Annotated in this window: 20 protein-coding genes, 3 tRNA genes and 1 riboswitch; of the genes, 20 read left to right on the plus strand and 3 right to left on the minus strand. The window is 60.2% G+C overall.

What is annotated here, in order from left to right; all coding sequences use genetic code 11:
* Positions 1-28 precede the first annotated feature (28 nt).
* The gene (locus BT116_RS19325; protein WP_072346410.1) at positions 29-1,297 is read right to left on the minus strand and encodes an IS110 family RNA-guided transposase; all 1,269 of its coding nucleotides are present in this window, start codon (positions 1,295-1,297) and stop codon (positions 29-31) included.
* 949 nt (positions 1,298-2,246) lie between these two features.
* Here BT116_RS19325 and BT116_RS19330 point away from each other — a divergent pair.
* The 12 genes from BT116_RS19330 to astE all read left to right on the plus strand — a co-directional run bounded on the left by BT116_RS19330 (position 2,247) and on the right by astE (position 14,721).
* Positions 2,247-3,020 (plus strand): ABC transporter substrate-binding protein, encoded by a 774-nt coding sequence (locus BT116_RS19330; protein ID WP_063324706.1) that lies wholly within the window; start codon positions 2,247-2,249, stop codon positions 3,018-3,020.
* A 90-nt stretch (positions 3,021-3,110) separates the two neighbouring features.
* Positions 3,111-3,800: an ABC transporter permease gene (locus BT116_RS19335; RefSeq protein ID WP_003204800.1), complete on the plus strand. Its 690-nt coding sequence runs from the start codon at positions 3,111-3,113 to the stop codon at positions 3,798-3,800.
* On the plus strand, positions 3,797-4,495 hold the full coding sequence (locus BT116_RS19340) for an ABC transporter permease (protein WP_072346411.1): 699 nt from the start codon (positions 3,797-3,799) through the stop codon (positions 4,493-4,495). The genes BT116_RS19335 and BT116_RS19340 overlap by 4 nt, the downstream gene beginning before the upstream one ends.
* A gap of 56 nt (positions 4,496-4,551) precedes the next feature.
* The gene (locus BT116_RS19345; protein ID WP_063324708.1) at positions 4,552-5,316 is read left to right on the plus strand and encodes an ABC transporter ATP-binding protein; all 765 of its coding nucleotides are present in this window, start codon (positions 4,552-4,554) and stop codon (positions 5,314-5,316) included.
* Positions 5,317-5,429: 113 nt separating this feature from the next.
* Positions 5,430-6,410, plus strand: coding sequence for a transcriptional regulator ArgR (gene argR / locus BT116_RS19350; protein ID WP_072346412.1), 981 nt, complete (start codon positions 5,430-5,432; stop codon positions 6,408-6,410).
* A 446-nt stretch (positions 6,411-6,856) separates the two neighbouring features.
* The gene (locus BT116_RS19355) at positions 6,857-8,077 is read left to right on the plus strand and encodes an aspartate aminotransferase family protein (RefSeq protein WP_072346413.1); all 1,221 of its coding nucleotides are present in this window, start codon (positions 6,857-6,859) and stop codon (positions 8,075-8,077) included.
* 251 nt (positions 8,078-8,328) lie between these two features.
* Positions 8,329-9,348, plus strand: coding sequence for an arginine/ornithine succinyltransferase subunit alpha (gene aruF, locus BT116_RS19360; RefSeq protein WP_072346415.1), 1,020 nt, complete (start codon positions 8,329-8,331; stop codon positions 9,346-9,348).
* A 54-nt stretch (positions 9,349-9,402) separates the two neighbouring features.
* The gene (gene astA / locus BT116_RS19365; RefSeq protein WP_003204788.1) at positions 9,403-10,428 is read left to right on the plus strand and encodes an arginine N-succinyltransferase; all 1,026 of its coding nucleotides are present in this window, start codon (positions 9,403-9,405) and stop codon (positions 10,426-10,428) included.
* Positions 10,425-11,894, plus strand: a complete 1,470-nt coding sequence (astD, locus tag BT116_RS19370) for a succinylglutamate-semialdehyde dehydrogenase (RefSeq protein ID WP_170845964.1) — start codon at positions 10,425-10,427, stop codon at positions 11,892-11,894. The genes astA and astD overlap by 4 nt, the downstream gene beginning before the upstream one ends.
* A gap of 103 nt (positions 11,895-11,997) precedes the next feature.
* Positions 11,998-13,344: an N-succinylarginine dihydrolase gene (astB, locus tag BT116_RS19375; RefSeq protein WP_072346419.1), complete on the plus strand. Its 1,347-nt coding sequence runs from the start codon at positions 11,998-12,000 to the stop codon at positions 13,342-13,344.
* A 69-nt stretch (positions 13,345-13,413) separates the two neighbouring features.
* Positions 13,414-13,701, plus strand: coding sequence for a hypothetical protein (locus tag BT116_RS19380; protein WP_003178862.1), 288 nt, complete (start codon positions 13,414-13,416; stop codon positions 13,699-13,701).
* Positions 13,702-13,713: 12 nt separating this feature from the next.
* Positions 13,714-14,721, plus strand: coding sequence for a succinylglutamate desuccinylase (gene astE / locus BT116_RS19385; protein WP_003204782.1), 1,008 nt, complete (start codon positions 13,714-13,716; stop codon positions 14,719-14,721).
* 122 nt (positions 14,722-14,843) lie between these two features.
* Here astE and BT116_RS19390 read toward each other — a convergent pair whose 3' ends face one another.
* Positions 14,844-15,353, minus strand: a complete 510-nt coding sequence (locus BT116_RS19390; RefSeq protein ID WP_024618891.1) for a 6,7-dimethyl-8-ribityllumazine synthase — start codon at positions 15,351-15,353, stop codon at positions 14,844-14,846.
* A gap of 100 nt (positions 15,354-15,453) precedes the next feature.
* Positions 15,454-15,622: riboswitch (FMN riboswitch) on the minus strand.
* Between the two features lie 253 nt (positions 15,623-15,875).
* On the opposite strand from BT116_RS19390, the gene ltaE reads away from it, so the two are divergent.
* From ltaE to BT116_RS19425, 7 genes are all read left to right on the plus strand, one after another.
* Positions 15,876-16,880 carry a low-specificity L-threonine aldolase gene (gene ltaE / locus BT116_RS19395; protein WP_072346422.1) on the plus strand — a complete coding sequence of 335 codons (1,005 nt, stop codon included), beginning with the start codon at positions 15,876-15,878 and terminating at the stop codon, positions 16,878-16,880.
* A 146-nt stretch (positions 16,881-17,026) separates the two neighbouring features.
* Positions 17,027-19,648 (plus strand): alanine--tRNA ligase, encoded by a 2,622-nt coding sequence (alaS, locus tag BT116_RS19400; RefSeq protein ID WP_072346424.1) that lies wholly within the window; start codon positions 17,027-17,029, stop codon positions 19,646-19,648.
* A 92-nt stretch (positions 19,649-19,740) separates the two neighbouring features.
* Positions 19,741-20,982, plus strand: a complete 1,242-nt coding sequence (locus BT116_RS19405) for an aspartate kinase (protein ID WP_060741016.1) — start codon at positions 19,741-19,743, stop codon at positions 20,980-20,982.
* Between the two features lie 184 nt (positions 20,983-21,166).
* A complete protein-coding gene (csrA, locus tag BT116_RS19410; protein ID WP_003178872.1) occupies positions 21,167-21,355 on the plus strand; it encodes a carbon storage regulator CsrA in 189 nt (62 codons plus the stop codon).
* Positions 21,356-21,417: 62 nt separating this feature from the next.
* Positions 21,418-21,508: transfer RNA gene (locus BT116_RS19415), tRNA-Ser, on the plus strand.
* A gap of 107 nt (positions 21,509-21,615) precedes the next feature.
* Positions 21,616-21,692: transfer RNA gene (locus BT116_RS19420), tRNA-Arg, on the plus strand.
* A 72-nt stretch (positions 21,693-21,764) separates the two neighbouring features.
* Positions 21,765-21,841 (plus strand) — tRNA-Arg (locus tag BT116_RS19425).
* A 40-nt stretch (positions 21,842-21,881) separates the two neighbouring features.
* On the opposite strand, the gene BT116_RS19430 is transcribed toward BT116_RS19425, so the two are convergent.
* On the minus strand, positions 21,882-22,388 hold the full coding sequence (locus BT116_RS19430; RefSeq protein ID WP_072346426.1) for a cell envelope protein SmpA: 507 nt from the start codon (positions 22,386-22,388) through the stop codon (positions 21,882-21,884).
* Between the two features lie 322 nt (positions 22,389-22,710).
* On the opposite strand from BT116_RS19430, the gene mgtE reads away from it, so the two are divergent.
* On the plus strand, positions 22,711-24,153 hold the full coding sequence (mgtE, locus tag BT116_RS19435) for a magnesium transporter (protein ID WP_072346428.1): 1,443 nt from the start codon (positions 22,711-22,713) through the stop codon (positions 24,151-24,153).
* Positions 24,154-24,182 lie beyond the last annotated feature (29 nt).

The following is a 24,182-nucleotide window of genomic DNA, read 5'->3' on the forward strand; positions in this document are numbered from 1 at the left end:
GGGCTGCTTCACGCCCTGAGCTCTTCCGTCAACATGCATTCGTTGCCTCCGGCGCTCTTATCAAAGGCGAGTCGTGGCGGGCCAAGGCTTGTAAATAGACGCTCTCGTCATACTGGGATCCAGCATTCCAGCACCGATAAACGATCCTGATCCATTTAAAAGCCAGTGCCCTCAGGGCTGCTTGATGAGAGCAGCCTTTGGCCTTCTGCTGGCGATAGTACGCCCCTGCCCATACCGATTGATTGATGCTGTGGGCAGCCCACTCGACAAATGTCTGGCGCAAAAAGGTTGAACATTGATAGCGCCAGCGAACGATTTTCTTCTTGCCACTGCGCTCAGTAACCGGAGCGATCCCGGCATATCGCTGCATAGCACCAGCATCCTTGAAGCGATCACGTTGCTCACCAAAAGCTACCATTAGCCGTGGTGCAAGCTGTTGCCCGGCTCCAGGCAAGGATTTGAAGAGGCTGTAATCGGCCAGGGTATTGGCCGTTTCTTCGATCGCCGCATCAAACTGCTTGATCGCCACCAGCATCCCACTCAGTTGCGATGCCAGGGTCCGCACATACAGCGCTGAAGGGGTAACAATCCCCGGATCCTCTGTCAGCGGCGTGGCCTTGAGGATCAAGGCCAGACGCTGCTGATTGAGTTCTGCATGGCGAACATTATGCGCGTTAAGAAACTTCAAAACGCTTGTAGGCCGAGCACGTTTAAGTGTTTCCAACGTCGACCAGCGCTCCAGGAAATCACAAAACACCTGCGTGTCATGGTCGTGGAACAACTCCAGCGCCAACGGATAGTACTGCTTGAGCATGCAAACCAACCGATTACTGGTTCTTACCCGCTCATCAACCAAGGTTCTCCGATGTTCGGTCAAGCTAGCCAGAGAGCGTATGGCAGGACTTTGTTTCTCCTGCTGGGGAAATCTGTCGGGATGCTTGAGCAATAGCTCAAGTGCCCACTGGGCATCGCTCGGATCGTCCTTCGCACCGCTGGGAACAAAGGCCTTACGCTGCTTGGCTAAGGTGGCGGGGTTGATTGGGAACAAACAAAAAAAATCATATTTTTGCAGGGCCGCTATCAACGGTCCTTTGTCTAACTCCACGGCAATGGCGATAGGACCGCCATAACGCTGATACAGCGCATGAGCCCATTGATCAATAGCTTCGGGGTTGTGTCGGATGACCGAGAAGCACCGCTGGGCTTGCCCAGCAACCTGCAAGCAGACGTCATGTTTGGTATCGGCCCAATCAATTCCGATATAAGCAGTGAATTTCTGAGACAAGAGCGTTTGCATTGCACACCTCCATAGACGCTAAAGTACATGCAGGAACATGCATGCTTGCGTCCAGCGAAGGCGATATAGAGAGCCGTGCCCGGCTTTCCCTGAGTGTTCGTTAGAGGGCGCAAGCGCACCTGCTGGGCTCGAAGGTGAAGCAGTAATCATCGAAATGCGTTGCAGCCCTATTCGTAGCTCGCAGGTGCATGTTCCTTCCTCGCGACAACCGGACTCCAGCGAGTATCAGTATGGGGGAGCAAGGAACGGACTACCTATATCGCAGCCCAGCGGGGATAAATCCCCTCGCCACAGGTTGGGTGTTCGAATGATGGCGGTGCTTGGCTTTGGGGCCGCTTCGCCGCCCAACGGGGATAAATCCCCTCGCCACAGGTTGGGTGTTCGAATGACCGCGGTGCCTGGCTTTGGGGCTGCTGCGCAGCCCAGCGGGAGCAAGCTCCCTCGCCAGGGGGTTTTGTGTTTGGCCGACTGGTCGGCGAATAAATATCGATCTTCGTCGTCAGACGCTTCCGAGCGTTACCGGTGTTTCGAAATGTGTAACCAAAGGCGCCACAACGGGGCGATGTGAAACGCCAAGCCCCGATACAGGGCGCTTCCGGGCGTCTGCAAAAATAAGCCGACACGCTGTGCTTGCCGGATTAGAAGGGTTTGCGAATAATGGGCCCGCTATTTGCAGCATAGATCGGTTTCCCTTCTTTTGCTCTTGCATGAATTTGCGGGGCTGTCAATGCGCTCGAACCGCTTTCTCGGTGCTTCTGTAATTTGTTGTCGCATTGAAGAAATATCGGCTTCGGGCCTGTCGTTAGAATGCCGATCACTCGCTCGTCGTGGCTCGTGTTGAATAAACCGTGAGCTTCCTAGGACGCAGCACCAAAGTTCGTTTCACCCATTCGCATATTGGGCTGTTGCTCACTCTGCCGTTTTTGCCCTTTACCGATGGAGTCCCAAGATGAAGAAACTTGTGCTGCTTGGCGCCCTGGCACTGTCCGTGCTGTCCCTGCCAACCTTCGCTGATGAGAAGCCCCTGAAGATTGGTATCGAAGCGGCTTACCCTCCGTTCGCTTCTAAAGCTCCGGATGGCAGCATCGTCGGTTTCGACTACGACATCGGCAATGCGCTGTGCGAAGAGATGAAGGTCAAGTGCGTGTGGGTCGAGCAAGAGTTCGATGGTCTGATCCCGGCGCTCAAGGTTCGCAAGATCGACGCGATCCTGTCGTCGATGTCGATCACCGAAGATCGCAAGAAGTCGGTTGATTTCACCAACAAGTACTACAACACCCCGGCTCGTCTGGTGATGAAGGCCGGAACCCAGGTCAGCGATAACCTGGCCGAGCTCAAGGGCAAGAATATCGGCGTGCAGCGCGGTTCGATCCACGAGCGTTTCGCCCGAGAAGTCCTGGCCCCGCTGGGTGCCGAGATCAAGCCGTACGGTTCGCAGAACGAAATCTACCTGGACGTCTCCGCCGGCCGCCTCGACGGCACCGTGGCAGACGCTACGCTGTTGGATGACGGCTTCCTCAAGACCGATGCCGGCAAGGGCTTCGCATTTGTAGGTCCAGCTTTCACCGATGAGAAATACTTCGGCGACGGCATCGGTATCGCGGTTCGCAAGGGCGATGCGCTGAAAGACAAGATCAATGGCGCGATTACCGCCATCCGCGAGAATGGCAAATACAAGCAAATCCAGGACAAATACTTCGCTTTCGACATCTACGGCAAGTAACGACGTCCCGCCACTCGTGCGAAATGGCGCAAGCAACAGGATCTCTGCGGTTTGCGCCATTTTTTCATCCCACTTTCGAGGACCTGAATCATGTTGAAAGGCTACGGGGCTGTCATCCTCGATGGCGCATGGTTGACGCTTGAGCTCGCCTTGTCGTCCATGGCCCTGGCCATCGTCCTGGGGTTGATCGGCGTTGCGTTGCGCCTCTCTCCGGTGCGCTGGCTGGCGTGGCTGGGCGACCTGTATGCCACGGTCATTCGCGGTATTCCCGACCTGGTGCTGATCCTGCTGATTTTCTACGGCGGCCAGGACTTGCTCAACCGCGTGGCGCCGATGCTCGGCTACGACGATTACATCGACCTGAACCCGCTGGCGGCCGGTATCGGCACGCTGGGGTTCATCTTCGGTGCCTACCTGTCGGAAACCTTCCGCGGTGCCTTCATGGCGATCCCCAAGGGGCAGGCCGAGGCGGGCATGGCGTACGGCATGAACGGGTTCCAGGTGTTTTTCCGGGTGCTGGTGCCGCAGATGATTCGCTTGGCGATCCCGGGCTTCACCAACAACTGGCTGGTGCTGACCAAGGCCACCGCGCTGATTTCGGTGGTGGGCCTGCAAGACATGATGTTCAAGGCCAAGCAGGCGGCAGATGCCACGCGCGAGCCTTTCACCTTCTTCCTCGCAGTGGCGGCGATGTACCTGGTGATCACCAGTGTCTCGTTACTGGCATTGCGTCACCTTGAGAAGCGCTACTCGGTAGGCGTAAGGGCGGCTGATCTATGATCTTCGACTACAACGTCATCTATGAAGCCTTGCCGCTGTATTTCAGTGGCTTGTTGACCACCCTGAAGTTGCTGGCCCTGTCGCTGTTCTTCGGCCTGCTGGCGGCGTTGCCCCTGGGCCTGATGCGGGTGTCCAAGCAGCCGGTCGTCAACATGACGGCCTGGCTCTACACCTACGTGATCCGCGGCACGCCGATGCTGGTCCAGCTGTTCCTGATCTACTACGGGCTGGCGCAGTTCGCGATCGTTCGCGAAAGCTTCCTCTGGCCGTGGCTGTCCAGTGCGACCTTCTGTGCGTGCCTGGCGTTCGCCATCAACACCAGCGCCTACACCGCCGAAATCATCGCCGGCAGCCTGCGGGCCACGTCCAACGGCGAGATCGAAGCGGCCAAGGCCATGGGCATGTCGCGCTACAAGCTGTATCGCCGGATCCTGCTGCCATCGGCCTTGCGTCGGGCGCTGCCGCAATACAGCAACGAAGTGATCATGATGTTGCAGACCACCAGTCTGGCCTCCATCGTGACCCTGATCGACATCACCGGTGCCGCGCGCACAGTGAATGCGCAGTACTACTTGCCGTTCGAAGCCTACATCACGGCCGGCGTTTTCTACCTGTGCCTGACCTTCATCCTGGTGCGCCTGTTCAAGCTGGCCGAGCGCCGCTGGCTGGGTTACCTGGCCCCGCGCAAGCACTGATAACGCATCGATCCGATCGACTGCTCAACGACTGACGTTTTGTGAGAACCGACCGCATGTACAAGCTTGAAGTCCAAGACCTGCATAAACGCTATGGCAGTCACGAAGTGCTCAAGGGCGTGTCCCTGAAAGCCGCCGCTGGCGATGTGATCAGCATCATCGGCTCCAGTGGCTCCGGCAAGAGTACTTTCCTGCGTTGCATCAACCTGCTCGAGCAACCCCATGCTGGCAAGATCCTGCTCAACAACGAAGAGTTGAAGCTGGTCGCCGGCAAGGACGGCGCGTTGAAGGCCGCAGACCCCAAGCAACTGCAGCGCATGCGTTCGCGGCTGTCGATGGTGTTCCAGCATTTCAACCTGTGGTCCCACATGACCGCGCTGGAAAACATCATGGAAGCGCCGGTGCATGTGCTGGGCGTGACCAAGGCTCAAGCGCGGGAGAAAGCCGAGCACTACCTGAACAAGGTCGGCGTGGCCCATCGCAAGGACGCCTACCCGGGCCACATGTCCGGCGGCGAGCAGCAGCGTGTGGCGATCGCCCGTGCGCTGGCGATGGAGCCGGAGGTGATGCTGTTCGACGAGCCGACCTCGGCCCTCGACCCGGAACTGGTAGGCGATGTGCTCAAGGTGATGCAGGGCCTGGCCCTGGAAGGCCGGACGATGGTGGTGGTGACCCACGAAATGGGCTTTGCCCGTGAAGTGTCGAACCAACTGGTGTTCTTGCACAAAGGCATCGTCGAAGAAAGCGGCAACCCGCGCGAAGTGCTGGTCAATCCGCAATCCGAGCGCTTGCAACAATTTCTTTCGGGCAGCCTCAAGTAATCGCTCCCGTTACGCACCTGATTTGGGTCATGCTGCGCACCGCGCGCCAGATGGTCTAATTTGGTTGCAGCCGCTTTTGGCTTTAACACTGTTTTCGCTTCGGATCGCCCGCCATGACTGCCCATCGAATAGGTTTCCTGATTTGGCCCAGCACTAAAGCCTTGACGCTGGCGCTGGCCGAGGAGGCCTTGCGTGTTGCTCAGCGGGTGCATCCGGATGTGGTTTACGAACTGTCGTTCTTGCAGGCCGAACCGCCGGCCGAAGGCGCCTGGCAGCTCCCCGGCGAACCCTGGGCTGGCAAGCTCGAAGGCTTGCAGAAGCTTTTCCTGCTGGCCGATGAGCCGCCGGCTGCGCTGGCCTCATCCCTGAGCAGCGCCCTCAAGCAACTGGTGCGTGCCGGTTGTGTGATTGGGGGTTTGTCTGCCGGTGTCTATCCCCTGGCCCAACTGGGTTTGCTCGACGGTTACCGGGCCGCCGTGCATTGGCGCTGGCAGGACGATTTCTCCGAGCGCTTCCCCAAGGTCATCGCCACCAGCCATCTGTTCGACTGGGATCGCGATCGCCTGAGTGCTTGCGGCGGCATGTCGGTGCTCGACCTGTTGCTGGCGGTGCTGGCTCGCGATCACGGCGCGGAACTGGCCGGTGCGGTGTCGGAAGAGTTGGTGGTCGAGCGCATTCGCGAGGGCGGCGAGCGTCAGCGCATCCCGTTGCAGAACCGTCTTGGCTCCAGCCATCCAAAGCTCACCCAGGCGGTGCTGCTGATGGAAGCCAACATCGAAGAACCGCTGACCACCGACGAAATCGCCCAGCATGTCTGTGTATCCCGCCGGCAACTGGAGCGGATCTTCAAGCAATACCTCAATCGCGTGCCCAGCCAGTATTACCTGGAATTGCGCCTGAACAAGGCCCGGCAGATGCTGATGCAGACCAGCAAATCCATCATCCAGATCGGCCTGTCCTGCGGTTTCTCCTCAGGGCCGCACTTCTCCAGCGCCTACCGCAACTTCTTCGGCGCCACACCGCGGGAAGACCGCAACCAGCGACGCAGTAGCAGCCCGTTCGAACTGTCGTCGGTGCCGTCCGAGCGGGGCTAGGCTGGCATAACATCTGTGGCTAGGGCAGACACGAGTCCCTGTGGCTAGACTGGCACAACATCTGTGGGGCAGACACAACACTCTGTGGTGAGGGGATTTATCCCCGCTGGGTTGCGAAGCGACCCCAAAGCCAGGCAACTCGGTGTGCCAGATAGATTGCATTGACTGTCTTGGGGCCGCTTCGCAGCCCAACGGGGATAAATCCCCTCGCCACAGGGGTGTTCCAGCAAGTAGGGGAAATGTGATTGTCGCTGCCTCAAACCCCGCGCCAACGTTTAAACTGCGCCTTTGCGACGCTATTTGTCGCATTGCCGTAAACCCGCGAAAAACGTGGGTTGGCGCTATAAGAAGTTGTCGCTTGGCGGCAAGGCCGGGCTGAAAACTGTCCTTACAATCCTTACCAAGCCCGCCAGTTCCAGGCGGGTGTTCCTCATCAGGAGACTCCGATGTCCGTTGAGCAAGCCGCGGTACAACGCGCCGATTTCGACCAGGTTATGGTTCCCAACTATGCACCTGCTGCCTTCATCCCTGTGCGTGGTGCCGGTTCCCGCGTATGGGACCAATCCGGTCGTGAGTTGATCGACTTTGCTGGCGGTATTGCTGTCAACGTACTGGGCCATGCCCACCCGGCGCTGGTCGGTGCACTGACCGAACAGGCCAACAAGTTGTGGCACGTGTCCAACGTATTCACCAACGAGCCGGCCCTGCGCCTGGCCCATAAGTTGGTCAACGCAACCTTTGCCGAGCGTGCTTTCTTCTGCAACTCTGGCGCTGAAGCCAACGAGGCCGCCTTCAAGCTGGCCCGTCGCGTCGCGTTCGATCGTTTCGGCAGCGAGAAGTACGAAATCATCGCCGCGCTCAATAGCTTCCACGGTCGTACCTTGTTCACCGTCAACGTCGGCGGGCAGTCGAAGTACTCCGACGGCTTCGGTCCTAAAATTACTGGCATTACCCACGTTCCTTACAACGACCTGGCCGCTTTGAAAGCCGCCATTTCGGATAAGACCTGCGCCGTGGTGCTGGAGCCGATCCAGGGCGAGGGCGGGGTGCTGCCGGCCGAGCAGGCCTACCTGCAAGGCGCCCGCGACCTGTGCGATGCCCACGACGCATTGCTGGTGTTCGATGAAGTGCAGACCGGCATGGGCCGCAGCGGCCACCTGTTCGCCTACATGCATTACGGCGTGGTCCCGGACATCCTCACCAGCGCCAAGAGCCTGGGTGGCGGTTTTCCGATCGCGGCGATGCTCACCACCGAAGCGCTGGCCAAGCACCTGGTGGTCGGCACCCACGGCACCACCTACGGCGGCAACCCGCTGGCCTGCGCGGTGGCCGAAGCGGTGATCGATGTGGTCAATACCCCTGAAGTGCTCGGTGGTGTCAAAACCAAGCACGCCAAGTTCAAGGCGCGCCTGGAGCAGATCGGCGAGAAGTACGGCCTGTTCACCCAAGTACGCGGCCTGGGCCTGCTGATCGGCTGCGTGCTGAACGACGCCTGGAAAGGCAAGGCCAAGGACATCTTCAACGCCGCCGAACAGGAAGGCCTGATGATCCTGCAAGCCGGCCCGGACGTGATTCGCTTCGCTCCGAGCCTGGTGGTGGAAGACGCCGATATCGATGCCGGCCTGGACCGCTTCGAGCGGGCGGCGGCGAAGCTGACGCAAGCTTAAGGCTGAAGTCGGACCCCTTGTGGGAGCGAGCTTGCTCCGGGCGGTGATCCGACGATGGCGTCGGACTAGCCAGCATCGATGTTGACTGGCACACCGCTATCGCGAGCAAGCTCGCTCCCACAGGAGTCTTGCAGCGGCTGAAAAATCGAAGACCGCCGCAGATGCAATGCGGACCCGCGTGTTCGTTTAGTTTTTTTCTGTGTATCGACCCTGATGGTCGAACCGTTTATTTCAAGTTAAGGAGTGACACCATGCTGGTGATGCGCCCCGCGCAAATGGCTGATCTGGGCGAGGTACAGCGTCTGGCTGCGGACAGTCCGATCGGTGTCACTTCCTTGCCGGATGACGTGGAACGCCTGAGCGACAAGATCGCCGCAAGCGAAGCCTCGTTTGCCGCCGAAGTCAGCTTCAACGGTGAAGAGAGCTATTTCTTCGTCCTTGAAGACACCACGACCGGCAAGCTGGTGGGCTGTTCGGCCATCGTCGCTTCGGCTGGTTATTCCGAACCGTTCTACAGCTTTCGCAACGAGACTTTCGTTCACGCCTCCCGTGAGCTGAAGATCCACAACAAGATCCACGTGCTCTCCCAATGCCACGACCTGACTGGCAACAGCCTGCTGACCAGTTTCTACGTGGTGCCGGAGCTGGTGGGTTCGCCATGGTCGGAACTCAATTCCCGCGGGCGCCTGCTGTTCGTCGCCAGCCATCCGGAGCGGTTCGCCGATTCGGTGGTGACCGAGATCGTCGGCTACAGCGATGAGAATGGCGACTCGCCGTTCTGGGACGCCATCGGTCGCAACTTCTTCGACCTCAACTATGCCGCCGCCGAGCGCCTGTGCGGGCTGAAGAGCCGTACCTTCCTCGCCGAGCTGATGCCCCATTACCCGATCTACGTGCCGCTGTTGCCGGATGCCGCCCAGGAAGCCATGGGCCAGGTGCATCCGCGGGCGCAGATCACCTTCGACATTCTGATGCGCGAGGGTTTCGAGACCGATCACTACATCGACATCTTTGACGGTGGCCCGACCCTGCATGCCCGTGTCTCGGGGATCCGCTCGATTGCCCAGAGCCGCGTGGTGCCGGTCAAGATCGGCGAACCGGTCAAGGGGGTCGGCCGCCAATACCTGGTGGCCAATGCCCAGTTGCAGGACTACCGCGCCGTGCTGCTCGAGCTCGACTACGCGCCGGGCAAACCTGTGACATTGGACATGGAAGCGGCCGAGGCCTTGGGCGTTGGTGAAGGTGCCAGCGTGCGCCTGGTGGCGGTTTAACGCCTTACAGCTGAGTTTCGCGGGTGGCGCAAGCGGCCCGTTTGAGGAGATAGCATGATCGTTCGTCCCGTACGCAGCAGCGATTTACCCGCTCTGATCGCCCTGGCCCGCAGCACGGGCACCGGCCTGACCACCTTGCCGGCCAACGAAGAGCGCCTGGCCCATCGGGTCGGCTGGGCCGAGAAGACCTTTCGCGGCGAAGCCGGGCGCGGTGACGCGGACTACCTGTTCGTGCTCGAAGATGATGACGGTCGCGTGGTGGGCATTTCCGCCATCGCCGGTGCCGTGGGGTTGCGTGAGCCCTGGTACAACTTCCGGGTCGGCCTGACAGTCAGCGCCTCCCAGGAGCTGAACATCTACCGGGAAATCCCGACCCTGTTCCTGGCCAACGACCTGACCGGTAATTCCGAGCTGTGCTCGCTGTTCCTGCATGCCGATTTCCGCAGTGGTCTCAATGGCCGCATGCTGGCCAAGGCGCGGCTGTTGTTCATTGCCGAATTCCCACAGCTGTTCGGCAACAAGATCATCGCCGAGATGCGCGGCATGTCCGACGACAAGGGGCGTTCACCGTTCTGGGAAAGCCTGGGCCGGCACTTCTTCAAGATGGAATTCAGCCAGGCCGATTACCTCACCGGCGTGGGCAACAAGGCGTTCATCGCCGAGCTGATGCCCAAGTTCCCGCTGTACACCTGTTTCTTGTCCGAAGATGCCCGGGCCGTGATCGGCCAGGTTCATCCGGACACCGAACCGGCCTTGTCGATGCTCAAGAGCGAAGGCTTCAGCTACCAGGGTTACGTCGACATCTTCGACGCCGGCCCAGCGGTGGAATGCGAAACCGGCAAGATCCGCGCGATCCGCGACAGCCAGGCGCTGGTGCTGGCCATCGGTACGCCGGGCGACGACGCCACGCCGTTCCTCATACATAACCGTAAACGCGAAGACTGCCGCATCACGGCCGCGCCGGCGCGTTTTGCCGCGGGCACCCTGGTGGTCGATCCGCTGACCGCCAAACGTCTTCAACTCAACGCTGGCGACCAGGTACGTGCCGTCGCGTTGTCTGCTGCCCGGGAGTCGAAATGATGAACTCGCTGTACATCGCAGGAAGCTGGCTGGAAGGCCAGGGTGACCTCTTTGAGTCGCTGAACCCGGTGACCCAGCAAGTATTGTGGTCAGGTAACGGCGCCACGGCGGCGCAAGTGGAGTCGGCGGTGCAGGCCGCGCGCCAGGCGTTCCCGGACTGGGCGCGGCGCTCGCTGGATGAACGCATCCAGGTGTTGGAAGCCTTTGCCGCCGCCCTGAAAAATCACGCGGACGAACTGGCCCGTTGCATCGGTGAAGAAACCGGCAAGCCGTTGTGGGAAGCGGCGACCGAAGTGACCAGCATGGTCAACAAAGTCGCCATTTCGGTGCAGAGCTACCGCGAGCGGACCGGCGAGAAGAGCGGCCTCCTGGGCGACGCCACCGCTGTACTGCGCCACAAGCCCCACGGTGTGGTGGCGGTTTTCGGCCCGTACAACTTCCCCGGTCACTTGCCCAACGGCCACATCGTGCCCGCGCTGCTGGCTGGTAACAGCGTGCTGTTCAAGCCGAGCGAGCTGACGCCGAAAGTCGCCGAACTGACGGTCAAGTGCTGGGTCGAGGCTGGTCTGCCGGCGGGCGTACTGAACCTGCTGCAAGGCGCGCGGGAAACCGGTATCGCCCTGGCGGCGAACCCAGGCATCGACGGGCTGTTCTTCACCGGCTCCAGCCGTACTGGCAATCTGTTGCACCAACAATTTTCCGGGCGTCCAGACAAGATCCTCGCGCTGGAAATGGGCGGCAACAACCCGCTGGTGGTGGATGAGGTGGCCGACGTCGACGCTGCGGTCTACACCATTATTCAGTCCGCTTTCATTTCCGCCGGGCAGCGCTGCACTTGTGCGCGCCGCCTGCTGGTGCCGGAAGGGGCCTGGGGCGATGCCTTGCTGGCGCGCCTGGTGGCCGTCAGCTCGACCCTTGAAGTCGGTGCCTTCGACCAGCAACCGGCACCCTTCATGGGGGCGGTGATTTCCCTGGGCGCGGCAAAGGCGCTGATGGACGCGCAAAACCATTTGCTGGGCAAAGGCGCCGTGCCGCTGTTGAGCATGACCCAACCGCAGCCTCAGGCGGCATTGCTGACGCCGGGTATCCTGGACGTGACGGCCGTGGCCGAGCGGCCTGATGAAGAACTGTTCGGGCCGTTGCTGCAAGTGATCCGCTACAAAGATTTCGCAGCGGCAATCACCGAGGCCAACAATACGCAATATGGCCTGGCCGCCGGGTTGCTGTCCGATTCCCAGGCGCGTTACCAGCAGTTCTGGCTGGAGAGTCGTGCCGGTATCGTCAACTGGAACAAGCAACTGACGGGGGCTGCCAGCAGCGCGCCGTTCGGCGGTGTCGGCGCCTCGGGTAACCATCGCGCCAGCGCATATTACGCGGCTGACTATTGCGCGTACCCGGTGGCTTCCCTGGAAACCCCGAGCCTCGTCATGCCGGCTGCCCTGACCCCTGGCGTGCGCATGTCTTGAGACCGCCATCGCGGGCAAGGCTTGCCCGCGATAGCCGCGCCGCGGTGTTTGATGAGCCGTTACTTGATGCCTATAAAAAACAGATTCTCGTGGAGCCTCGCTGATGAAATCCTATGAAGTCAACTTTGACGGTCTAGTGGGGCCGACCCATAACTATGGCGGGCTCTCGTACGGCAACGTCGCCTCCCAGAGCAATAGCCAGCAGTCCTCCAACCCCAAGGAAGCGGCGTTGCAGGGCCTGGCGAAAATGAAAGCGCTGATGGACATGGGTTTCCAGCAAGGTGTGCTGGCGCCGCAGGAGCGCCCGGACGTGGCGGCCCTGCGCCGGTTGGGCTTTGCCGGCAGCGATGCCCAGGTCATCCAGCAGGCCGCGAAAGAAGCGATGCCGCTGTTGGTCGCTAGTTGCTCGGCCTCCAGCATGTGGGTGGCCAACGCCGCCACTGTCAGCCCGAGTGCCGACACCGCCGATGGACGCGTGCATTTCACCGCCGCCAACCTGAATTGCAAATACCACCGCAGCATCGAACATCCGACCACCAGTCGCGTGCTGGGGGCGATGTTTGCCAACCAGCAGCACTTCACCCACCACGCCGCGTTGCCGGCGGTGGCGCAGTTCGGCGATGAAGGCGCGGCCAACCACACCCGGTTCTGCCGCGCCTACGGTGAGGCCGGTGTCGAGTTCTTTGTGTTCGGCCGCAGCGCTTTTGACACCCGTTATCCAGCGCCGCAGAAATACCCGGCACGCCAGACCCTGGAAGCTTCCCAGGCTGTTGCCCGCCTGCACGGGCTGAGGGAGGAGGGCGTGGTGTACGCTCAACAGAACCCATCGGTGATCGACCAGGGTGTGTTCCACAACGACGTGATCGCGGTGGGCAATGGCGAAGTGCTGTTCTATCACGAGGACGCGTTTCTCGAGACCGACAAGATGTTGGCCGAGCTGAGCAGCAAACTCGCCAAAGTCGGTGGGAAATTTCAGTCGGTGTGCGTGCCGCGTTCGGCGGTGACGGTGGATGATGCGGTGCGTTCCTACCTGTTCAATAGCCAGTTGCTGTCGCGTCCCGACGGTTCGATGCTGTTGATCGTGCCGGAAGAGTGCCGTGGCAACGAGCGCGTCTGGCAATACCTGCAGGGCCTGACGGGCACTGGCGGGGTGATTCGCGAAGTGAAGGTCTTCGACCTCAAGCAAAGCATGCAGAACGGTGGTGGCCCGGCTTGCCTGAGGTTGCGCGTGGCCCTCAACGAAACCGAGCTGGCGGCCGTCAATCCAGGGGTTATCATGACCGCGCCGTTGTACGATTCGCTGACCCAATGGGTCGAGCGGCACTACCGCGACCGCATGACCGAAAACGATCTGGCAGACCCCCAGTTGCTGCTCGAATGCCGTGGGGCACTGGATGAACTGACACAAATCCTTAAACTTGGCTCGGTTTATCCTTTCCAGATCAATTGAAAGCGCGCGCGACCTGACTACAGTCAAAGCAGGGCGCGTTGCCTTATCCCCAGACGAGAATGTAAAGACATGAGCGATACCTTGCAGCTGATCCTTGAAGACACCGACGGCACCCAACTGGAAACCTCCTGCACGCGCGTCGCGGTGATGTGGCAAGGCAAGGAGTTGTGGATCCAGCAGGATGGCCGTGGTCAGTTGCTGATCGGCGTCGATGTCGAGGAAGGGGACGAGGAATACGCCAACCTGTTGTTGCGTCCATTGGCGACCAACCTGGTCAGCCTGCAACTGGAAATGGAACCGGCGGACGTCGGCGACGATGACCATGTCCATGGCCCGGATTGCGGCCACGACCATTAAGGAAACCGCGCTATGCTCGCCCTCGGCAAACTGCTTGAACTGACCCTCGCCGGCCGTGAACCGGCGGAGAAGACTCAACTGACTGTCGAAGGCGTACGAATGCGCTGGTTGAGCGAGGGCGCGCTGGAGGTCAAGCCGCCCGAAGCCCGTGATAACGGTCTGGACCTGCTGCTGTCGGCCGGTATCCACGGCAACGAAACCGCGCCGATCGAGCTGCTCGACCGCTTGCTGCATGACATCGCCCGTGGCCATTTGAAGCCGCGGGCACGCATTCTGTTCCTGTTCGGCAACCCCGAGGCCATACGGCGCGGTGAGCGTTTCGTCGAACAGGACGTCAACCGCCTGTTCAATGGCCGCCATGAGCTGAGCGGCGGTCCTGAGGCGCTACGGGCCTGCGAGCTGGAGCGCTTGGCCGCCAGTTTCTTCAGCCGGCCAGAACGCAGTCGCTTGCATTACGACCTGCACACCGCCATCCGCGGCTCGAAGATCGAGCAGTTCGCCCTCTACCCGTGGAAAGAAGGTCGTCAGCATTCACGCCGTGAACTGGCACGCCTGCGTGCCGGGGGCATGGAGGCGGTGTTGCTGCAGAACAAGCCGTCCATTGTGTTCAGCGCCTACACCTACGACCAGCTCGGTGCCGAGTCCTTCACCCTGGAACTGGGCAAGGCCCGGCCATTCGGACAGAACGACGGGGTCAACGTCAGTCTGCTGGAAACCCGCCTGCAACAGATCATCGAGGGCAACGAGCCAGAGCTGGATGAAGGGCTCGATGGCCTGCAGCTGTTCAGCGTGGCCCGGGAAATCATCAAGCACAGCGACAGTTTCCGCCTGAACCTGCCGGCGGACATCGAGAACTTCTCGGAATTGGGGAAAGGCTACGTGCTGGCCGAAGACATCGCCCAGACCCGCTGGGTGATCGAAGAAGAGGGCGCCCGGATCATCTTTCCCAACCCCAAGGTCAAGAATGGCTTGCGGGCTGGCATCCTGATTGTGCCGGCGACCGACGAAAACCTGATCTAAAACCCACATCGAACCATTGTGGGAGCGAGCTTGCTCGCGATAGCGGTGTTCCAGTCAATGTTGCAGGTGACTGGTACCCGGTCATCGCGAGCAAGCCCGCTCCCACAGGTTTTTAGCGGCCTTTAGACCGCTACCGCCCGTTGCTCACTACGGCGCAACGCCCGGGTCTTGTGCAACGTATCGGCGCAGGTCTTCGCCGCTTCCTGGCCCTTGTGCACGAAATGCTCGAAGAAGAACTTCTGATGTTCTTCCCCGGCATGGAAGTGATGCGGCGTGAGCACGACCGAGAACACCGGCACTTCGGTTTCCAGCTGGACCTGCATCAGGCCGCTGATCACCGATTGGGCGACGAATTCGTGACGATAGATGCCACCGTCCACCACCAGGCCGGCGGCGACGATGCCGGCGTAGCGGCCTGACTTGGCCAGCAGCTTGGCGTGCAGCGGAATCTCGAAGGCGCCACCGACTTCGAAGAAGTCGATATCACTTTCCTGGTAACCCTGGATGATCATTTCGGCGACGAAGCCTTTACGGCTCTGGTCGACGATTTCCTTGTGCCAGCAGGCCTGGATGAACGCGACGCGCTCGCCCGGATGACTTTTGCTTTTGCTGTCGATTGCAGTGGGTTGCATGTTCTGGTTCCTGTTTGTGTGAAAAACAGGGCGTCATGAATCGAAGGGGATTCGAGGGTACGCCGCGCACGGACAGTCGCAGTCGGCCCTTGGGTATCAATCCCGTTCTCTCTTCATCCGGACTATGACCGTCGGCCCCGGAATCACACCGGGTCTGCTGACCTTGTCGCTACACCCCAAAACGCGGTGCGCCGCCAAGCGCTCGCGGGCTATGCACGTTGCGTGCAATTACCGCCGGTGGGGAATTGCACCCCGCCCTGAGAACGTTTTTGCCACCATGGCTTTTGGCGGCGGAGGATTTTTAACACATAACCTACTGTGGGAGCGAGCTTGCTCGCGATGGCGCCATTGCAGCCAGCATCAGGGCAAGCTGAACCACCGCTATCGCGAGCAAGCTCGCTCCCACAGGCGTTCTGGATAATCTTCAGGCTTTCCGTCGACCAGCCTTGATTATTTCCCGCCATGCCCGCAGTAATTGCCCTTCGAAAGGGAATTCCCCCGCCAGAACTCGAGGCCAGATTCATGAGTGTTATCGATCTTCGCAGCGACACGGTCACCCAACCTACCGCCGGCATGCTGGATGCCATGGCCAGCGCGCCAACCGGCGATGATGTGTATGGCGAAGACCCGACCGTCAATCGCCTCGAAGCCGAACTGGCCGGGCGTCTGGGATTCGCGGCGGCGCTGTTCGTGCCGTCGGGCACCATGAGTAATCTGCTGGGGTTGATGGCTCACTGCGAGCGTGGCGATGAGTACATCGTCGGCCAGCAGGCCCACACCTACAAATACGAGGGCGGCGGTGCGGCGGTGCTCGGTTCGATCCAGCCCCAGCCCCTCGAGGTGCAGGCGGACGGTTCCCTGGACCTGGCGCACGTCGCTGCGGCAATCAAGCCCGATGACTTCCACTTTGCCCGCACCCGCCTGCTGGCCCTGGAAAACACCATGCAGGGCAAGGTGCTGCCACTGGAATACCTGGCCCGCGCCCGGCGTTTCACCCAGGAACATGGCCTGGCCCTGCATTTGGACGGGGCGCGGCTGTACAACGCCGCGGTCAAGCTGAATGTCGACGCCCGGCAGATCACGCAATATTTCGATTCGGTGTCGGTGTGCTTGTCCAAGGGCCTCGGCGCGCCGGTGGGCTCGGTCCTGTGCGGCAGTGTCGAGCTGATCGGCAAGGCCCGCCGGCTGCGCAAGATGGTCGGCGGCGGCATGCGCCAGGCCGGGATTCTCGCGGCGGCGGGGCTGTACGCCCTGGAACATCAGGTCCAGCGCCTGGCCGATGACCACGCCAATGCCCAGCGGCTCGCCGAGGGCTTGCGAGCGGCGGGTTACGAGGTCGAGCCGGTGCAGACCAACATGGTCTACGTGCAAATGGGCGAGCGGGCCGAGGCGATCAAGGCATTTGCCGATGAACGGGGCGTCAAGCTCAGCGCTGCGCCACGCCTGCGAATGGTGACGCACATGGACGTGAGCGCGGCGCAAATCGACCAGGTGGTCGCCACTTTCGTCGAATTTTCCCGCCACTGACCCGTCAACCGGGCCAATTGACAGTTTCTATCGCATAAACACGCTGTACCCCACGCGCAGGGCCGATATAATGCGGCCCTTTGCCGTTGCTTCGTCTGTTGACGTTTTGCACAGGCCTTTGGCCGCAGCCTCCGTGGAAGAACCTAATGAAAAGCGCAGAAATCCGTGAAGCCTTCCTTCGCTTCTTCGAAGAGCAAGGCCACACCCGAGTAGCCTCCAGCTCTTTGATTCCGGGCAACGACCCGACCCTGCTGTTCACCAACGCGGGGATGAACCAGTTCAAGGACTGCTTCCTGGGCCAGGAAAAACGTGCCTACACCCGTGCGGTAAGCAGCCAGAAGTGCGTGCGTGCCGGCGGCAAGCACAACGACCTGGAGAACGTCGGTTATACCGCTCGTCACCACACCTTCTTCGAAATGCTGGGTAACTTCAGCTTCGGTGACTATTTCAAGCGCGATGCCATCACCTTCGCCTGGACCTTCCTGACCTCCGACAAGTGGCTGAACCTGCCCAAGGAGAAGCTCTGGGTCACGGTCTACGCCACCGATGACGAAGCCTATGACATCTGGACCAAAGAAGTCGGTGTCCCAGCTGAACGCATGGTGCGCATCGGCGACAACAAAGGCGCGCCTTACGCCTCCGATAACTTCTGGACCATGGGCGACACCGGCCCGTGCGGTCCGTGCACCGAGATTTTCTACGATCACGGCGCTGACATCTGGGGCGGCCCACCCGGCTCGCCGGAAGAAGACGGCGACCGCTACATCGAGATCTGGAACAACGTGTTCATGCAGTTCAACCGCACCGCCGATGGCGTGTTGCATCCGCTGCCAGCGCCGTCGGTCGACACCGGTATGGGCCTGGAGCGGATCAGTGCGGTGCTGCAGCACGTTCACTCCAACTACGAAATCGACCTGTTCCAGAGCTTGCTGAGCGCGTCGGCCCAGGCTATCGGTTGCACCAACGACAACCAGGCCTCGCTCAAAGTGGTGGCCGACCACATCCGTTCCTGCGGCTTCCTGATTGCCGACGGTGTGCTGCCTTCCAACGAAGGTCGTGGCTATGTGCTGCGCCGGATCATCCGTCGTGCCTGCCGCCACGGTAACAAGCTGGGCGCCAAGGGCAGTTTCTTCTATCAGATCGTCGCGGCATTGGTAGCCGAGATGGGCGACGCCTTCCCGGAGCTCAAGTCCCAGCAGGCGCATATCGAGCGCGTGCTCAAGGCTGAAGAAGAGCAATTCGCCAAGACCCTGGAGCAAGGCCTGAAGATCCTCGAGCAGGACCTGGCTGAACTCAAGGGCAACGTGGTCCCGGGCGATGTGGTGTTCAAGCTGTACGACACCTACGGCTTCCCGATGGACCTGACCGGCGACATCGCCCGCGAACGCAACCTGACCCTCGACGAGGAAGGGTTCGAGCGCGAGATGGAAGCCCAGCGGGTGCGCGCGCGTTCCGCCAGCTCCTTTGGCATGGATTACAACAGCCTGGTCAAGGTAGACGTGGCCACCGAGTTCACCGGTTATGCGGGCACCACCGGCTCGGCCAAGATCGTCGCCATCTATAAGGATGGGCAATCGGTCGACATCCTGGGCGAAGGCCAGGAAGGCGTGATCGTGCTGGACAAGACTCCGTTCTACGCCGAATCCGGCGGCCAGATCGGCGACAGCGGTTACCTGCAGGCCGGCAGCTCGCGTTTCGACGTGCGTGACACCACCAAGACCGGCGGTGCGTTCCTGCACCACGGCGTGCTGGCGTCGGGCAGCCTGATGATCGCCGCCCCGGTGGCCGCCCATGTCGACGCCGACGTTCGGCATGCCACGTCGCTGAACCACTCCGCCACGCACTTGCTGCACGCTGCGTTGCGCCAGGTGCTGGGCGAGCATGTCCAGCAGAAGGGGTCGTTGGTGGACAGTCAGCGCCTGCGCTTTGACTTCAGCCATTTCGAGGCCATCAAGCCTGAGCAGCTCAAGGCGCTGGAAGAAATCGTCAACGCCGAGATTCGCAAGAACTCCCCGGTGGAAACCGAAGAAACCGACATCGAGACCGCCAAGCGCAAGGGCGCGATGGCGTTGTTCGGCGAGAAATACGGCGACAGCGTGCGCGTACTGAGCATGGGCGATTTCTCCGTTGAACTGTGCGGCGGTATCCACGCCAACCGCACCGGCGACATCGGCCTGATGAAAATCATCAGCGAAGGTGGCGTGGCATCCGGCGTGCGCCGGATCGAAGCGGTCACCGGCGCCGCGGCCCTGGCGTACCTCAACGCGGCTGAAGAACAACTCAAGGAAGCGGCAACCCTGATCAAGGGCAGCCGCGACAACCTGATCGACAAGCTGTCGGCTGTGCTGGAGCGCAACCGCCTGCTGGAAAAGCAACTCGAGCAGTTGCAGGCCAAGGCCGCCAGCGCCGCGGGCGACGATCTGTCGGCCCAGGCCGTGGACGTCAAGGGCGTGAAGGTGCTGGCCGTGCGTCTGGACGGCCAGGATGGCAAGGCGCTGCTGGCGCTGGTCGATCAACTGAAAAACAAACTCGGCCGCGCAGTGATCCTGCTCGGCAGTGTCCATGAGGAAAAGGTCGTTCTCGTCGCAGGCGTGACCAAAGACCTGACTGGCCAACTCAAAGCCGGTGATTTGATGAAGCAAGCCGCTGCGGCAGTGGGCGGCAAGGGCGGTGGTCGTCCGGACATGGCGCAAGGCGGTGGTACCGACGTCGGCGCCCTGGACGCGGCACTGGCCCAGACCGTTGCATTCGTAGAGCAGGGTATTTAAGGCAACGTCGCCGGGCTCGTGGTCTAGTGACGAGCCTGGCCGCTGTTTGAGTGATTTATTGGGCGCCCTTCATGGGCAGAGGCGGCTTTGAAATGGCTTTGATCGTACAGAAATTTGGAGGCACCTCGGTCGGCACTGTCGAGAGAATCGAACAAGTCGCCGACAAGGTTAAGAAATTCCGTGAAGCGGGCGATGACCTGGTGGTTGTGCTGTCGGCAATGAGCGGCGAGACCAACCGTCTGATCGATCTGGCCAAGCAAATCAGCGGCGACCAGCAACCGGTTCCCCGTGAGCTGGACGTGATCGTTTCCACTGGCGAGCAGGTGACCATCGCCTTGCTGGCCATGGCGCTGATCAAGCGTGGCGTGCCGGCGGTGTCCTACACCGGCAACCAGGTGCGTATCCTGACGGACAGCGCGCACAACAAAGCGCGTATCCTGCAGATCGACGATCAGAAGATTCGCGGCGACCTGAAGGCTGGCCGTGTCGTGGTTGTCGCCGGCTTCCAGGGCGTGGACGAGCAGGGCAATATCACCACCCTCGGCCGTGGCGGTTCCGACACCACCGGGGTTGCCCTGGCGGCGGCCCTCAAGGCTGACGAATGCCAGATCTACACCGATGTGGACGGTGTCTACACCACTGACCCACGGGTGGTGCCTGTGGCCCAGCGGCTGGACAAGATCACGTTCGAAGAAATGCTGGAAATGGCCAGTCTCGGTTCGAAGGTGTTGCAGATCCGGGCGGTCGAATTCGCCGGCAAGTACAACGTTCCGCTGCGCGTCCTGCACAGCTTCAAAGAGGGTCCGGGCACCCTCATTACTATTGATGAAGAGGAATCCATGGAACAGCCGATCATTTCCGGCATCGCTTTCAACCGCGATGAAGCCAAGCTGACCATCCGTGGCGTGCCAGACACCCCCGGCGTGGCGTTCAAGATTCTCGGCCCGATCAGTGCCGCGAACATCGAAGTCGACATGATCGTGCAGAACGTCTCGCACGATAACACCACTGACTTCACCTTCACCGTGCACCGCAACGACTACCAGTCTGCCGAAGCGATCCTGAAAAAGACCGCTGGCGAGATCGGTGCCCGGGAAGTGGTGGGTGATACCAAGATCGCCAAGGTCTCGATCGTCGGTGTCGGCATGCGTTCCCACGCAGGCGTGGCCAGCCGCATGTTCGAATCCTTGGCCAAGGAAAGCATCAACATCCAGATGATCTCTACCTCGGAAATCAAGGTTTCCGTGGTGATCGAAGAGAAGTACCTGGAACTGGCCGTGCGCGCCCTGCACACGGCTTTCGAGCTCGACGCTGCTGCCCAGCAGGGCGAGTAAAGCGTTATCCAAAGGGCGCGGCTGGACCGCGCCCTTTGTTTTTCTGAATGGCGCGTCCCAAAACTGTTCTTTTGCCCGCGCTGGTCAATACTAGGCCTGTAGGCTTCGACCGTTTCGGTTGTAGGTCCAATGCCTTTTTTTTGCAGACTGTTGTCCCTTAAGTGAATTGCGTGAGGAGAAAGGTATGCTGATTCTGACCCGTCGGTGTGCAGAAAGCCTGATTATTGGCGATGGCGAAATCACCGTGACCGTGCTCGGCGTCAAAGGAAACCAAGTGCGTATCGGCGTCAATGCCCCGAAAGAGGTTGCTGTACACCGCGAGGAAATTTACCTGCGTATCAAGAAAGAGAAGGACGACGAACCAAGCCATTAATTTTTATCGATTTTTATGTTTGCAAACGGGGATGAAGGTGGTTAATATACGCCCCGTGTTGCGGAGAGCTGGCCGAGTGGCCGAAGGCGCTCCCCTGCTAAGGGAGTACACCTCAAAAGGGTGTCGGGGGTTCGAATCCCCCGTTCTCCGCCATTATTCGTTTAGTGCGTCAAAACCTGGCTTGCTCAGTAAGTGATTGAAATTACTGAAAAAAGCGCTTTACAAAAGGAATTGACGACCTATAATGCGCGGCAACAAATGCACTCGTAGCTCAGCTGGATAGAGTACTCGGCTACGAACCGAGCGGTCACAGGTTCGAATCCTGTCGAGTGCACCATTTAAGAGTTGTTTGCAGCAATGCAAATAATTTGGCTTCAACCAGTTGTGATCTGGTATAAAACCACAACTTGCACTCGTAGCTCAGCTGGATAGAGTACTCGGCTACGAACCGAGCGGTCACAGGTTCGAATCCTGTCGAGTGCACCAAACACCAAAAAGCCCGCGTTTAATGCGGGCTTTTTGCTGTCTACGATTTGCCTTTCACGCATCCCCTCTCATCGAACACGACCTCTGCGCTGCGGCCTTTCTTCGCCTTGTAGGTATAGCGCGTGCTCGAATTCCGAACTTTGATCGAGTCTGGCTTGCCCAGGGCGCTCTCTACGTCCTGCTGGCTCATGCCGGCGATGATGCGTCGTCCCAGGATGGCGTCGCGGCGTCGCCTGGCGTCGATGAGGTTCCCGCAGCGGTCCTGGAACTGGCCAATCACGGTCGGTTCCTTGCGCGTGGATTTGTTGCTGGATGTTAGTCCGCGCTCCGCTTCAGGCAGCATCGCCTCGGTCGTCGGTTTGATTGTCGGTTCGATCGAACCTGGGCGGTACGGATGGATCTGTTGTAGCGACAGAGCTTCTTCCGGGCCGCAGCTCAGGGTGGTGAATGTCACGTGCCCTGCGATGTTTTCGCAGCGATGCACGGTCTGCCCGGCAGCCCATAAAGGCAAACAGGCGAACAGGAACAGGCAGTGGTTGAAGTGCATCCGGTCGTCCTCCTTGACGGTGCAGAAGAGAAGAGTAGTCGCCGCATTTCTGCCACGGCGTGTGTTTTCTTTTCTGGATAAGTCGTCGTAAAGGAACAGGTTCAGCCTGTGTTCAGGTTTGTCTCGCAAGCGCTTGTTCTTGCCATGATTTTTTAGCGTTTTAAAGCGTCAAGCGGTGTATGATTGCGCCCGTCAGCCCCGCCGGGGCTTTGGAATATCTCCATGGACTTACCCAGTAGTTACTCAATATTAAGTTTTGCCAATCATGAATTAACTGATTGATGCTTCCGGCGTGCTCCACTGCTGGGAGTGGAGTTCGCCTATGACCCAAGTAGAAGTAAAAAAAACGCAGGAAAGCCTTCAGGATCGTCTCGCTCAAGTCGTTGAGCTGCTGCAGCGCCAGCGGGTCGTCGAAGACCTGACGCATCGCCAGGAAGGCCCGCATCATGACCGGGTCGAGAACCTGGTCCACCGGCAGAATCTCGTCGAGCTGCAACGCAAGCTAGATGACCTGCACTCCGCCGACGTCGCCTACATTCTTGAAGCCTTGCCACTGGAAGAGCGTCTGACGGTCTGGCAGTTGGTCAAGGCTGATCGCGACGGTGACATCCTGCTCGAAGTGTCGGACTCGGTTCGGGAAACTCTGATCGCCGACATGGATGATCACGAGTTGCTGGCGGCGGCCAAGGAAATGGACGCCGACGAACTCGCCGACCTTGCGCCCGAACTGCCGCGGGACGTTGTCCACGAACTGATGGAAGCCCTCGACGGCCAGCAGCGCGAGCGTGTGCGCTCGGCGTTGTCCTATGACGAGGAGCAGGTCGGTGCGCTGATGGACTTCGAGATGGTGACGATCCGCGAGGACGTCAGCCTTGAAGTGGTCTTGCGCTACCTGCGTCGCCTCAAGGAACTGCCCGGCCATACCGACAAGCTTTTCGTGGTCGACTACGACGGCGTGCTCAAGGGCGTGCTGCCCATCAAGCGCCTGCTCGTCAATGATCCGGAAAAACAGGTGGCCGAGGTGATGGCCAGCGATCCGGTGAGCTTTCACCCGGACGAAGACGCCTATGATGCGGCCCAGGCGTTCGAACGTTATGACTTGATTTCGGCACCGGTGGTCGACAAGAACGGCAAGCTGATCGGCCGTTTGACCATCGATGAAATGGTCGACTTGATTCGTGAGGAAAGCGAAAGCGAAGTCCTCAACATGGCCGGTCTGCGCGAAGAAGAAGACATCTTCGCCTCGGTCTGGAAGTCCCTGCGTAACCGCTGGGCCTGGCTGGCGATCAACCTGATCACGGCGTTTGTCGCTTCCCGGGTCATTGGCCTGTTCGAAGGCTCCATCGAGAAGCTGGTGGCGCTTGCGGCGCTGATGCCTATCGTCGCCGGTATCGGTGGCAACTCTGGCAACCAGACCATCACTATGATCGTCCGTGCGATGGCACTGGACCAGGTCAGCACCGGCAATACTTCGCGATTGATGCGCAAGGAACTGGCGGTTTCCTTGATCAACGGCGTGATTTGGGGTGGTGTGATTGGCGTGGTGGCTTATCTGCTCTATGGCAGCTGGTCGCTGGGGGTGGTCATGACGGCCGCGATGACGCTCAATCTGTTGTTGGCGGCATTGATGGGAGTCCTGATCCCCATGACCCTGGCCCGCATGGGCCGTGACCCTGCCATGGGCGCCAGTGTGATGATCACGGCCGTGACTGACAGTGGCGGGTTCTTCATTTTCCTGGGGTTGGCGACGATATTCCTGCTCTGAGTCGCTCATCAAGAAACCCGCCTGTTTGG

It is taken from the genome of Pseudomonas sp. NFACC16-2 (genome assembly GCF_900119205.1).
In the GTDB taxonomy this organism is placed as follows: Bacteria; Pseudomonadota; Gammaproteobacteria; order Pseudomonadales; family Pseudomonadaceae; genus Aquipseudomonas; species Aquipseudomonas fluorescens_Q.